This is a genomic window from Bacillus sp. C1 (assembly GCF_054570475.1).
Genome location: NZ_JBTMZT010000016.1, coordinates 39,077 through 51,339 on the forward strand (window position 1 = coordinate 39,077; position 12,263 = coordinate 51,339).

Annotated in this window: 13 protein-coding genes and 1 riboswitch; of the genes, 9 read left to right on the forward strand and 4 right to left on the reverse strand. The window is 34.5% G+C overall.

What is annotated here, in order from left to right:
- Positions 1 to 287 precede the first annotated feature (287 nt).
- The 4 genes from ACX5JI_RS24220 to ACX5JI_RS24235 all read left to right on the forward strand — a co-directional run bounded on the left by ACX5JI_RS24220 (position 288) and on the right by ACX5JI_RS24235 (position 4,616).
- On the forward strand, positions 288 to 1,058 hold the full coding sequence (locus ACX5JI_RS24220) for an ABC transporter ATP-binding protein (protein ID WP_459503521.1): 771 nt from the start codon (positions 288 to 290) through the stop codon (positions 1,056 to 1,058).
- A complete protein-coding gene (locus ACX5JI_RS24225) occupies positions 1,045 to 2,994 on the forward strand; it encodes an ABC transporter permease (protein ID WP_459503522.1) in 1,950 nt (649 codons plus the stop codon). Before ACX5JI_RS24220 ends, ACX5JI_RS24225 begins: the two co-directional genes overlap by 14 nt.
- A gap of 414 nt (positions 2,995 to 3,408) precedes the next feature.
- Positions 3,409 to 3,987, forward strand: a complete 579-nt coding sequence (locus ACX5JI_RS24230) for a class I SAM-dependent methyltransferase (RefSeq protein ID WP_459503523.1) — start codon at positions 3,409 to 3,411, stop codon at positions 3,985 to 3,987.
- Complete coding sequence (locus tag ACX5JI_RS24235; RefSeq protein ID WP_459503524.1) at positions 3,987 to 4,616, forward strand: DedA family protein; 630 nt, start codon at positions 3,987 to 3,989, stop codon at positions 4,614 to 4,616. Before ACX5JI_RS24230 ends, ACX5JI_RS24235 begins: the two co-directional genes overlap by 1 nt.
- Positions 4,617 to 4,751: 135 nt before the next feature.
- On the opposite strand, the gene ACX5JI_RS24240 is transcribed toward ACX5JI_RS24235, so the two are convergent.
- The 3 genes from ACX5JI_RS24240 to hpt all read right to left on the reverse strand — a co-directional run bounded on the left by ACX5JI_RS24240 (position 4,752) and on the right by hpt (position 6,597).
- A complete protein-coding gene (locus tag ACX5JI_RS24240; protein ID WP_459503525.1) occupies positions 4,752 to 4,931 on the reverse strand; it encodes a cold-shock protein in 180 nt (59 codons plus the stop codon).
- A gap of 149 nt (positions 4,932 to 5,080) precedes the next feature.
- On the reverse strand, positions 5,081 to 5,983 hold the full coding sequence (locus ACX5JI_RS24245; protein WP_459503526.1) for a diacylglycerol/lipid kinase family protein: 903 nt from the start codon (positions 5,981 to 5,983) through the stop codon (positions 5,081 to 5,083).
- A gap of 83 nt (positions 5,984 to 6,066) precedes the next feature.
- The gene (gene hpt / locus ACX5JI_RS24250) at positions 6,067 to 6,597 is read right to left on the reverse strand and encodes a hypoxanthine phosphoribosyltransferase (RefSeq protein ID WP_459503527.1); all 531 of its coding nucleotides are present in this window, start codon (positions 6,595 to 6,597) and stop codon (positions 6,067 to 6,069) included.
- A 233-nt stretch (positions 6,598 to 6,830) separates the two neighbouring features.
- Here hpt and ACX5JI_RS24255 point away from each other — a divergent pair, with 233 nt between their 5' ends.
- From ACX5JI_RS24255 to srtD, 5 genes are all read left to right on the forward strand, one after another.
- Positions 6,831 to 7,736 carry an ABC transporter permease subunit gene (locus ACX5JI_RS24255; RefSeq protein ID WP_459503528.1) on the forward strand — a complete coding sequence of 302 codons (906 nt, stop codon included), beginning with the start codon at positions 6,831 to 6,833 and terminating at the stop codon, positions 7,734 to 7,736.
- Positions 7,729 to 8,634: an ABC transporter permease subunit gene (locus tag ACX5JI_RS24260; RefSeq protein ID WP_459503529.1), complete on the forward strand. Its 906-nt coding sequence runs from the start codon at positions 7,729 to 7,731 to the stop codon at positions 8,632 to 8,634. Before ACX5JI_RS24255 ends, ACX5JI_RS24260 begins: the two co-directional genes overlap by 8 nt.
- Before the next feature lie 193 nt (positions 8,635 to 8,827).
- Positions 8,828 to 9,040, forward strand: a complete 213-nt coding sequence (locus tag ACX5JI_RS24265; RefSeq protein WP_459503530.1) for a hypothetical protein — start codon at positions 8,828 to 8,830, stop codon at positions 9,038 to 9,040.
- Between the two features lie 181 nt (positions 9,041 to 9,221).
- Positions 9,222 to 9,536, forward strand: coding sequence for a hypothetical protein (locus ACX5JI_RS24270; RefSeq protein ID WP_459503531.1), 315 nt, complete (start codon positions 9,222 to 9,224; stop codon positions 9,534 to 9,536).
- A 254-nt stretch (positions 9,537 to 9,790) separates the two neighbouring features.
- Positions 9,791 to 10,411 carry a class D sortase, LPxTATN-specific gene (gene srtD / locus ACX5JI_RS24275; protein ID WP_459503532.1) on the forward strand — a complete coding sequence of 207 codons (621 nt, stop codon included), beginning with the start codon at positions 9,791 to 9,793 and terminating at the stop codon, positions 10,409 to 10,411.
- A 363-nt stretch (positions 10,412 to 10,774) separates the two neighbouring features.
- Here the strand turns inward: srtD and thiT are convergent, their stop codons facing one another.
- Entirely contained in the window at positions 10,775 to 11,443 is a 669-nt protein-coding gene (thiT, locus tag ACX5JI_RS24280; protein ID WP_459503533.1) for an energy-coupled thiamine transporter ThiT, read from the reverse strand.
- A gap of 95 nt (positions 11,444 to 11,538) precedes the next feature.
- Positions 11,539 to 11,640, reverse strand: a riboswitch (TPP riboswitch).
- Positions 11,641 to 12,263 lie beyond the last annotated feature (623 nt).

A 12,263-nucleotide genomic window follows, 5' to 3' on the forward strand; every position in this document is an offset into this window, starting at 1 on the left:
ATTTATATGTTGGAAAATCAAAATGGATATGTACAAAAAGCACACATCATAAGATGAGTGCTTTTTTATCTTACAGAAATGTAATGTTCCTGTAAGGAGAATGAATAGATGGCTTTTTGTCCGAATGTTATAGTAGCAAAGTAGTTATTTCACAAAGTTAAATTTACGTTTCTTTTGCTAAGAGTCCTTACATAACTGTCATGTTTGTGTAAGAAACATCGATAGTGGAAAGAGTAGAAGTTATATATAGTTGAAAATAGAGAATAGAAGAAGTGAGGGATATAGTGATGAAAACAGTACTAGAAGCGAAAAATATTAAAAAAGTATACGATACAGGTGGAAATACATTTGAAGCGTTAAAAGGGATTCATTTACAAGTGAAAGAGGGGGAGTTCGTTGGAATTATGGGACCGTCTGGGTCTGGTAAAACGACTCTTTTAAATGTTCTTTCGACTATTGATCATGCAACAAGTGGTGAAATCTTAATTGATGGGAAAGACATTGTGAAAATGAATGATGATAAATTAGCATTGTTCCGTCGTGATCATTTAGGCTTCATCTTCCAAGATTATAACTTATTAGATACGTTAACGGTGAAAGAAAATATTGCACTGCCACTGGCGTTATCAAAAGTGAAAGCGAGTGAAATTGATCGCCGCGTTCTTGAAATCGCGAAGAAGTTTGGTATTGATCATATTTTAAGTCAATTTCCGTATCAAGTATCTGGTGGACAGAAGCAGCGCTGCGCAGCATCTCGTGCCATTGTTACAAATCCAAGTATGATTTTTGGAGACGAGCCAACAGGAGCACTTGATTCTAAATCAGCAACAGATTTATTAGAAAGTATGAAGTCATTAAATGAATATGATCAGTCAACAATTTTAATGGTAACGCATGATGCGTTTGCAGCAAGTTATTGTAAGCGAGTGATCTTCATTAAAGATGGCGAGCTATATAAAGAATTGCATCGCGGAGAATTAACTCGTAAACAATTTTTCCAACAAGTAGTTGACGTAATGTCCGCAATTTCTGGAGGTAGCACAGATGACATTATCTAGCATCGCGCTCCGCAACATACAGCGGAACTTTAAAGATTACTTCATATATTTTGCATCGATGATCTTTAGTATCGTCATTTATTTTACATTTAAAGCACTTCAGTATAATTCACAAATGGAAAAAGCAGCGGAAGGCTCTAAAAAAATTAGCGGTGCATTCCAAGTTTCCAGTGTAATGCTCATTATTTTCGTGGCAGTATTTATTATATACTCTAATGGATTCTTTACACGTAAACGTAAAAAAGAAGTTGGATTATATTCATTACTAGGAATTCGAAAAAGACAAATTGGAAAAATGTTATTTTATGAAAACATGCTAATGGGCTTAATGTCATTAGTCATCGGGATTGCAATCGGTAGTGTACTTTCTAAGTTATTCCTTGAATTGTTAGTAAGTATGATGGGAATAAACTTGAATGTGCATTTTGAAGTACCGATGGGGGCAGTTATTGATACGGCAATTATTTTCTTTGTGATTATCCTTTATACATCACTTCAAGGATATCGTTTAATTTACCGTTTTAAATTAATTGAACTTTTCCGTGCGGAGCGCGAAGGAGAATCGATGCCAAAAGGATCAATGATTATGGCATTGATTTCAGTCTTCTTAATTGGTTCTGGCTATTTCTTATCGCTGACATTTATAAAAGCGATTCAATATGCGGACTTTATGATGATTGTATTTTATATTCTACTTGCAACTGTGCTTGGTACGTACTTACTATTTATGTTCTTTACAGTATTCGTATTAAAACGAGCAAGAAATAAGAAATCATCTTTCTATAACGGTATGAACATGGTAACGACGTCACAGCTACTTTACCGTATTAAAGGAAATGCGAAATCTCTTGCAACGATTGCAATATTAAGTGCAGTAACATTAACGGCAGTTGGTACGTCTGTTACGATGTATTACAACACATTTAAGCAGGCGAAAGATGTTTTACCGCATAGTTATTCATACGTGAAACAAGATGTAATGTTAGATAATAAAGTAAAGGCAATTTTGGATGAGGAGAAGAAAAACCATCCCGTTACAGATCAATCAGAAATTGAGATGGTATCTATTAAAGGGAAATTCGAAGGTAAAAGAGCAGATCGAGTTATGAATACTCATTACCTTGTGACAGAGCAATATCAGCTTATTTCGCAATCAACTTTCAATACTATCGCGAAAAAAATCGATGCGGATGAAGTACAGTTAGCTACTAATGAAGCATTTGTATATGATGGTTTATATATTGAAGGCTCTGAATTTAGTCCAGAATATAAAGGGAATACAGCTGTATTTCCAGTTGAAAATGAAACGACAAAGTTAACAATTAAAGGTGTAGAGAATCGTAATCTCACAAATTTAAGTGAATTATTTGTAATCGTTCCAGATCAAGTATATGAACAAGCGAAACAAGCAGCTGGAACACGTATTGTAAAAAATATCGATGTAAAAGATGAAAGAAATACGAAAGAATTGACTGCAAAGTTAGCGAAAGTGATGCCGGCTGGAAAAATGGAAATTGACGCACCATTTAAAGAGTTCGATACTGGTTTCCAAGCTAGTATTGAAGCAACAGGATTAATGATGTTTATCGGTCTTTTCCTAGGACTCGTGTTCTTACTTGCAACAGGTTCTATTATTTATTTCAAACAGTTAACAGAAGCTAGCGCAGACCGTGATCGCTACGTTGTTCTTCGTAAAATTGGTGTAACGAAGCAAGAAATGAAAAGAGCAATTGCAAAACAAGTAAGCTTTATCTTCGCGATTCCATTAGTAGTCGGAATTTTACACAGCTTATTTGCTTTAAAAGGTTTATCAAACTTACTGCCATATGAAATATTCATTCCGTTATTAATTAGTATTGGAGTATATGGCATCATTTATATCGGATATTACTTCTTAACAGTTCGCTCTTATTATAAGATTGTGAGCGCGAAGTAATAAAAAGGACAGCTATCGCTATAGGCAATAGCTGTTTTTTTGTCGTCTTTTGTTGGTTAGTCGATATCCTTTGTCGAATCGCTGATATATTCCAATTTGCGCTGATATATTGTGAGAAACGGTTGATATATTTGAAAAATCGCTGATAAAATTTCATTTACCACTTTATCCCGCATTAACGGGCAGTAAGACCCCCACCTCAAATTTCATAGAGAAGAAAGGAAGATAGGTGGGGGATGAAGAAACCCCCTACTGATTAAAGTTTCATGTTATATGAACTCATTTCGTCAGATCACCATGTTTCTTTTTTTATTCTTCATAAAATCTTAAGAAATTTCCATGCTATTTTTTAAAAAATACTCGTTATGCTTGGAACTATATTAGAAGATATCAAATGAACGGGAGAGGTTAAAAATGCAATTTATTACATTCTTAACTGAGTTTGTGAAACATCCAAAGAATACTGGAGCAATTGCACCTAGTTCTAATAGATTAGCCAAAAAGATGGTAGGTGCAATTCATTTTGAAGAAGCAAAGTATATTCTAGAATTAGGACCTGGAACAGGATCATTTACGAGAGAGATTATAAAGAGAAAAAAGAAAGAAACGATATTGATTTTGATTGAAATTAATGAAGCTTTTTTCAAAAAGTTACAGAAGCAGTATGAGGATGATTCAAATGTTCTTGTCATACATGGCTCAGCTGAAAATATTCAAAGATATATGGAAGAGTTACAAATAGAAAAGGTGGATTATGTATTATCTGGTTTACCATTTACTTCATTACCAAAAGAAGTATCATCACGCATTTTACGTAATGTGATGGAATCATTACAAGAGAATGGGGAATTTATAACATTCCAATACTCACTTGTTAAAAAAGGGTTTATAGAAAATTTCTTTCCAGAAATCGCATTAAAAAAGGTTTGGGTTAATGTCCCCCCGGCCTATATTTTAAGTTGCAAAAAAGCGGTTAGGGAGGCATATGCATAATGGAACTACATGAACTGTTATCCTATATTGAGCAGTATGGTTATGCTGCTTTATTTTTTTGTTTATGGCTCGGAATTGTAGGCATGCCCATTCCAGATGAAATGATTGTCATGAGCGGTGGATTTGTATCATCAGTAGGCATACTACATGTAATTCCAGCCTTTTTATTAACCTATTTAGGCGTAGTGTCAGGCCTCTCTTTAGGGTATATACTTGGGAAAGTATTCGGTACTAAAGTACTCGGTAAATTGATGAAAAAGAAAAAAGCAAAGTATATAGTGCGATCACAAGAACTGATTGGGAGATACGGACAGTATGCACTCGTAACAAGTTACTTTATACCTGTCGTTAGACATATCGTACCGTATTTAGTTGGAATGAATAATATGTCCTTTCAAACATATGCTTTGTATTCCTATACGACAGGATTCGTTTGGACGTTGTTGTATTTTATACTTGGATCTTTGTTTGGGAAACATATTGAAGTAATTGTAGAACTTGCGACGAAGTATGGTATCTATTTAGGTAGCGTAATTGTTGTTATAGGTAGTATTTCTTATTTGTATATGCAAAGGAAAAGACAGGGAGTTAGTGAGTGTAGAGAAAGAAGCAGCTATTTCACCAAATAGTTGCTTCTTTCGTAAACAAATTTAGATTTATAATTAGAAAGTAAACTTGAATCGGAGATAAGGAGAAAGAGAAATTTCTCTTCATTTGATTTCATTTCATAATTGAAGAATAGAGAGGAAATGGGGGCACGATCTCTATATTTTTTGTAGTAATCGTGTTCCGCTTTTCATATCACCTTTACATAAAGGGCATTGTGGCTTTTCTTCTAAAGAAAAGTTTTTACGCATCCACCCATGACAATCTTCTGCTTGGCATTCCCATACAGCTATTTCTTCTGGCTCTTCGACAGGCGTATTATTTTTTTTCCAATACATATAATCACTCCACTAAAGTAAAATGTTTTTCTGAAAAAATAAAAAGGTTGTTAACGTTTTTTGTTAACAACCTTTTATAACTTTAATTATAATGTTTTTTTTACAAAAATGCGAACTTTATAAATTAGCAAAGTATAACAATAAATCTATTATACTAATTCTGGATTATAAATCATCGTAAAATGTTTTGGTAATAATTCAATTTGGCACGGTGTATGAAGAGAGCTTTCTCCATCTGTATCCACTTCTTTTTCTGCTTGTGTTTCTATATGGATGGATGTTGCTTTAACATGGAAAATATCATTATCATTTGTATCTTCAAATAACTTCTTTCCGATATAATCTTTGAATGCTTGGATACCTGTTGATTTCACAACAAAAATATCAAGTGCCCCATCATCACATTTTACATGCGGAATGAAGGACGGAATACCACCAAGATATTCGCCGTTTCCAACCATAACAAGTACTGCTTCGTCTTCATATACTTGTCCATCATATGTAATTTTCACAGGGAAGGTTTCGGCATGTTTAACTGTGCGGATTGTACTTAAATGGTAACCAATTTTCCCAAGCTTTGCTTTTTCATCAGCATCGATATTGTTGGATACTTCGGAGATGAGGCCAATGCCCCAAAAGTTTAAGAAATATTGGTTATTTGCCTTTGCAATATCAATCGGCTTCGTATGGCCTTTCACAATCAGTTTCGCAGCTTCAGTGATATTTTGCGGAACACCGAGTGTACGAGAGAAGTCGTTGCATGTTCCGCCTGGAATGATCGCAAGTGCCGGACGGATTTTAAGCGGTGCTAGTCCATTCGTGCATTCGAAGACAGTGCCATCACCGCCAAAAACGATGATTAAATCAACTTCGTTTGCAAATTCCCTACAATATGTTGTTGCATCGCCTTGCTGTTTTGTATGAAGAATACGTAAATCTGGAAAAGCCACCGCTAGTGGTGGAACGATTTTGGATAAGTTTGTATGTAGATCTCCTTGTCCTGCTTTTGGGTTTACGATGAGAAGGACTTTTTCAAATTTTGTTTCTGTCATTTCTAATCTCTCCCTTTGTTTTAAATAGTCGTGAACGATTGAAAGAAACGTCCATCAAAAATTGATGGACGTTATATGTAGTTTTACTTATCCGTTACAACTGAAGCGATGTATGGTAAGTTACGATATTTTTCAGCACAGTCAATACCGTATCCGACGATAAATTCGTCTGGAATTTGGAAGCCTACATATTCAGCTTTCAAATCAACTTTACGACGTTCTGGTTTATCAAGTAATGTACAGAATTTTAAAGATTTTGGCTTATGCATTAAGAAGTGGTCTTTTAAGAAATGAAGCGTTAAGCCGGAATCGATAATGTCTTCTACGACAATGACATTTTTACCTGTAATGTTGACATCGATATCTTTTAATAATTTCACTTTCCCTGTTGTTTCCGTTTGGTTTCCATAGCTAGATGCGGAGATAAAGTCGATTGTTACTTCGTTTTTAATGTGACGAATTAAATCAGCAGCAAAGACGAAAGAACCTTTTAATACGGCGATAACGACGATTTCTTCTCCTTCAAAATCACGCTCAATTGCAAGAGCGAGTTCTTTTACTTTTGCTTGTAATGTTTCGGTAGAGATTAAAGTATCTTTTATTTCAATCTTCATGAGAATCCTCCTACGTTGTAAAACTTATGACCATTTCGACTGTAAAGGATTGAGAGGGAAAAGTCAAAAAGGAGAAGTACGTATTTGACAAAGGTTTATGTTAAGAAAGTCAGCATAAAATAAAATGAAAGCTTGATTTGAAAGTTTTATCCCGTAAAAGCCCGATTGGTGAGGGTTAATTAAAGTTTCACTTTATGATCCGTCCATGCTAGAGAAATTGAGAGGGGAATGAAATGTTAAGAAAAATAACTTCAATAATTTTTCAATTATTTATTATGCTTCTGCTATTTGTAGTGATTGTAAGTCTTCCGATGTTATTTATAAATGGAAAGAAGGTTGGGATACATATAGAGCATTTTTTTGCAGAATGTATACATGTTATCTCTGCACTTATGCATCCAGAAGAGCTAAAGATGAAGATGGCTACACAAGTGGCGACCATTTCAAACAATGTGCAAATATTTAAGATGCAAGAAAGGGAATTCCCCTTATTTCCACTTATATTTCAGCCATATACATACTCACTCTTACTTATATTTGGAGCACTTATCATTTCTATCTGGTCCTCTTTTTTATGTAGTATGATTGCGGCGATTTTACCAAGACATATTCAGAGAGTGATAGAAGAAGTTGTATTTTTTCTAAAGACAGTGCCAGATATCTTCCTGATTTTTTTTCTTCAACTTGTAATGGTAAGTATATATAGGTATACCGGGTTTTTACTATTACATCCGTTTTCTACAATGCAACATTCATCTATTGTATTACCAATTCTCATTTTAGCTATTATACCTACCATTTCTTTATTTCAATTTCAATTGTTAATTATAAAGGAGGAAGAGCAGAAAGATTACGTTACGTTTGCGAGAGCGAAAGGATTTGGAAGTGTGTATATTTTATGCAAGCATATTTTTAGTAATATCTCAGCTTCAGTTGTGAATCATATTGAATCTATATTACTAAACTTGATAACGAGTTTATTCGTTTTTGAGTATATGTTTAACATAAGAGGTTTATTTTCGATATTGATCAGCGGACAAAATCCGGCGGTTATCGTATATTTGCTTTTGTTATTTATAGTGCCTATGTATGGAGTCATATTAATATTGCATTGGTTAAGGAGGAAGCTGTATGCGTAAACAGCGTTATATATACTTCTTATTTCCCATCATTTTATTACTGATAATTAGCTTCGTGCTTCCATATTTTCAGAAGGAGCCGAAGGTAGTGGAATATCAATACAATGGCAAAGGAGAAATTGTTGAAGCGGCTCCTTTTTCAATTTCCCGTACACATTGGTTTGGAACGGATCGAGAAGGAGAAGATTTATTTTATAAAGTAATAGACGGAGCTAAGTATACGATTGTAATTTCATTTTTTGTGGCAGTTGCTAGAGTAATCATTTCTTTATTGATGAGCTTATTGGTTCGTAATGATAAGTGGGGATTTTACTTTTTACAACGTATTACTGTTAGCTTGCAATTTTTTCCGCAAACATTATTTTGTATTTTATTTCTAACTCCATTTATCATTTATGAACTACGAACGAAACCTATCGTCACAAATATAGAAGTACTATGTATACAATTAATTGTATTAGTGTTTGTGGCAGTTCCAGGAATGACACGATTTTTTCAAAAAGAAGTGCAACAAATGTGGAGACAAGAGTATGTAATAAGTTCCCTTCTATTAGGGGGCAGCAGATGGCATATATTCCGAACTCATATTATGAAAGGATTACAACCACAGATTATATTTCAAATTGGAGAACAGATGGTGCAAGTATTATTAATAATGTTACATCTTGCCCTTTTTAAATTATTTTTAGGAGGAACAAAAATTGTTTCTGGGCAAGCTCATGATCAGTTTAATATATATTTTCCGTACTTAAATGACTGGGCAAATTTAATTAGTTATTACTATGGAGAATTAATGTTAGAGCCCAGAATTATTGTGATTCCAGTTATGTTTTATATGGGTCTTTTATTTTGTATGACGAAAGTAGTAAACGGATATAAATATAATAGAATAGAGTGAGAAGAAGATTTGGATAGAGTACTATTTTTCGTCCAACAGGTTTAGCTAGTAGAGGCGAGTAAATCAAAAAGAATGTAATCTGTCTCAGAGGCATTTTTTTAACAACGTTCTTTTTACAGAAATACCCACCAAAAGATCTGATGATATGATATAATAACTATATCAAGAAAACGCTTCCAAAAGGATGAGGATTATGAAAAAGAAACAATATACAAGTATGACATTTATAAAAGCATTACTTTTAACCATTGTTATTGGTATGTTAGCTTACTTAATTGATATTCCTGCTATTCGTATTTCACTGATTGGAATGACTTTAGTTCTTGGAGCAATTTCGCACGGAATGATGCTGCAACTGTATGAAGCCGGATTAGATGATATGAAAAAATATATAGATGAAAAGTGATTGAAAACCTTCATTCGTTGAGATGGAGGTTTTTTTGTTTCTTACAAAAATGTAAGGTGATTTGTAAGAAAAATCGATAGTTGCGTAGTCGTTTTTTAGATAGACTTATAGGTGTAAGGTAAAAGGCAAGCACATTTTAGGTAAAATAAGCTTTAGGCACTGTGAAATGGGGTAGGAGGGAATGGAGAGACGTTGGATGACCATCGCTTTGTTATCAGCTAGTAATACAGTTACGTTAGCTGGAGATATGAGTTTTTCGTATTTGTTTGATCGAGAAAGCGATCATTCTTCTTCCAAGTTTACAATGAAGTGGTGTAAATGGAGCGAAAGTTGTAAATTTGAAGAAGAGACCCCTAATGAAGAGCGAAGAGTCATTTTCACAAATCCTTTACAGGCATGGAGTATTCAACGTCGTAAGTGTAACGTCACTAACCAATTTAGGAAAACTGAGTCAAGACAAATGGGTATCGCTCCAGACCCTCCTATTCTAGAGTAACAGGAAAGTAATAAGTGAATACTGAGACACTAAAAAGTATTGTAGAGAAATCTGCAATACTTTTTTTATGTTTAGCTATATAGCTATTTGGAGATAGTAAGTACATGCTTTGTAGCGTTAAGATCATTGTTTGGATACTTGCCGTAAAAATAAAATAACAAATGAATTTTTAATTTGTCTATAAAGAATAGGATAACTTCACATATTAAAAATGGTAGGATTCTCCTACCATTTTTTGCATGGAGGGATTAAAAGTGAGAGTTGTAAATCGTATTGGACTTGTTTTCATGATACTTGGTGTTCTTATAGGAGGGTATTATTCTTTTGAATGGTATAAAGGAAAAAGTGCAGCACAAGAGTTAACAGCAGAAGAAGTGCAGCATTTTGAAAAGATAAAATCAAAGGGGTATTCCATTAAAACACTTGTAAATTCTCAAATACCTTCTTCGCAAATGCAATATCAAGAAGGTGAAAAAGTAGCGCTATTAAGTATTCCAAAAATAAAGAAGAAGTTCTCTATATACTGGGGGACAAATGATACGACTTTAAAAAAAGGTGTTGGTATGTTTGTTAGTGATATTACAACAGCTCCATCTGAAGGAGGGCACACGGTACTGAGTGGTCATCGTGATACTGTATTTACAGAGTTAGGAGAACTGAAAGAAAAGGATACGCTCATTGTTGAATACGATCATAAAATGTATACGTATGAAATTAAAAGAAAGTGGATTACAAGCGCAGATGATCGCACAGTGATTGTAAAAAAAGAAGCATCAACATTAACACTTACGACTTGTTATCCATTCAATTATATAGGGGATGCGCCAAATCGATATATTATTGAAGCGAAGTTAATTGCCGTTGATGCAAAATGAAAGAAGGGAAAACAGGAGCTAGGGGCTCTTGTGTTTTTTGTCGTTTTTTGTTGGCTTGTCGATATCCTTTGTCGAATCGCTGATATATTCAAAGTTGCGACCGATATATTGTGAGAAACAGTTGATATATTTGAAAAATCGCTGATAAAGTGAAACTTTAATCAGTGGAGGGGGTCTTCATCCCCCACTGATTATTAGCCCTCACGAATCGGGCTTTTACGGGCAGTTGCTCTCCCACCTAACTTTTTTGCTTTTGCTGTATTTTGAGGTGGGAGTCTTACTGCCCGTTAATGCGGGATAAAATTTCATTCACCATTTTTTATGCTCCATCAAGAGTTAGTTACAAAAAAGAAGAGCACCTATTTAGGCACTCTTCTTTTTTGTGTTTGTATTATATACACTTGTGCTTTTAAATAAGCGTGGTGAAGTTGTAAAGAGAAGCAAGAGTAATACTGTACATAATGCAAATGAAGCAAGCATCGTACTGCCGTTAACAATTAATGAATAAAGGAAAGCTGATTGTCCTTTCGGTGCGTATTGTCCAAAAAAGATAACACCGGCAATAAAGTGACAGAAATAACGTGCTAAGCTGCCGACAAATGTAGCAAGGATAATGTAAGCAAGTGCCTTTTTTCCTTGGCTATTCTTTTCTATTGGTTTTTCTTTACGGCTACCAATGCCTTGTTGTTCGTCAGAAGAATATTGGGTATTCGCAAGTGCTTTCTGAATCGGGCGGTAGAATAAACCAGCAAAACCGATAAAAGCAAAGGCAATAAAGTATTCAATAAATGCTTGTATAGGCGTTAAAATATACGCATCTCCGACTACGATTTGTAGTAGTCCCCAGATTAATCCACCTAAGAAAGCCGTTTTAAATCCCCAGCGGTATGCAATTATAAAAATAGGAATCATAGCAAATGAAATGGAACCACCTGTTGGAAGTTTAATTGAGAGTGGTAAAATGTCGATGATCAAGGCAAAGGCTGCAAGGATAGCCGCTTCAATCATCGCTTGTAAATTGGTGTTACGCATGTTGTCATTCCCCCTAAATGTAAGTTGCACAAAAAAAGAATAAATTACCATAGGGAGATAGGAAATACGTAAATAGAAAATGAGGAGCTATATGTATTTCGACGTTTGCACAATTCCTACGTTAGCATTAACTAACAGGTTCTAAGGGTCGGAACGAAGTGTTCCCTCTCAGCAACGAGGCTCCCCCTGTGATAACGAGATTCTTTATTTGCTAGGTTTATTGTAATTGAAATGGATGAGAATGGCAAATGGCGTTTATATATAAATACAAATTGAAAAACTAACATCAAACCATTCTTTTTAGGTGGGAGAGAGCATCCGGCATGCATAGAAGCGGTCAGCCCCTCTTCCTGCCCCATGCCAAGTTGAAACAAGAGTGTAGAGCACTTTTTGTTCTCCACAGCAGCGGGTTATGTGTCGAAAAATCAAAATGGATTTATATAGGTATAGGTTCATCACCGTAACATGGGGGGATTTTTGGAAAATGATTCATTTTTAATACAAGGACGGAAAGCGTCCACTTGGAATGGAGTGTACCCCTTCTCTATATGTCTCATTCCCAACTTATGGTGATGAACCTTATATATACATAAATTTTTTGAGCTTAAAGAGAAATTTTGAGCAAGGATAGAAGCGATTAGAGCCTTTTTTCTTCATAGTAGTGACTTGCATGTTGAAATATTTCAAATGGTTATATAGTGTAAAAAACTATTTGAATATAATTGTCCGAAACTGTTAATAAATATAAAAAAAAAGATATAGTACTTCATAAATAGGATATGATATAATCCTTCTGAAAATAATTATCATTCTCTTTTTT

Bases quoted from the DNA above. Each gene is read 5' to 3' on its own strand.
- ACX5JI_RS24220 (WP_459503521.1), top strand. From the start codon at position 288: ATGAAAACAGTACTAGAAGCGAAAAATATTAAAAAAGTATACGATACA.
- ACX5JI_RS24225 (WP_459503522.1), top strand. From the start codon at position 1,045: ATGACATTATCTAGCATCGCGCTCCGCAACATACAGCGGAACTTTAAA.
- ACX5JI_RS24230 (WP_459503523.1), top strand. From the start codon at position 3,409: ATGCAATTTATTACATTCTTAACTGAGTTTGTGAAACATCCAAAGAAT.
- ACX5JI_RS24235 (WP_459503524.1), top strand. From the start codon at position 3,987: ATGGAACTACATGAACTGTTATCCTATATTGAGCAGTATGGTTATGCT.
- ACX5JI_RS24240 (WP_459503525.1), bottom strand. From the start codon at position 4,931: ATGTATTGGAAAAAAAATAATACGCCTGTCGAAGAGCCAGAAGAAATA.
- ACX5JI_RS24245 (WP_459503526.1), bottom strand. From the start codon at position 5,983: ATGACAGAAACAAAATTTGAAAAAGTCCTTCTCATCGTAAACCCAAAA.
- hpt (WP_459503527.1), bottom strand. From the start codon at position 6,597: ATGAAGATTGAAATAAAAGATACTTTAATCTCTACCGAAACATTACAA.
- ACX5JI_RS24255 (WP_459503528.1), top strand. From the start codon at position 6,831: ATGTTAAGAAAAATAACTTCAATAATTTTTCAATTATTTATTATGCTT.
- ACX5JI_RS24260 (WP_459503529.1), top strand. From the start codon at position 7,729: ATGCGTAAACAGCGTTATATATACTTCTTATTTCCCATCATTTTATTA.
- ACX5JI_RS24265 (WP_459503530.1), top strand. From the start codon at position 8,828: ATGAAAAAGAAACAATATACAAGTATGACATTTATAAAAGCATTACTT.
- ACX5JI_RS24270 (WP_459503531.1), top strand. From the start codon at position 9,222: ATGGAGAGACGTTGGATGACCATCGCTTTGTTATCAGCTAGTAATACA.
- thiT (WP_459503533.1), bottom strand. From the start codon at position 11,443: ATGCGTAACACCAATTTACAAGCGATGATTGAAGCGGCTATCCTTGCA.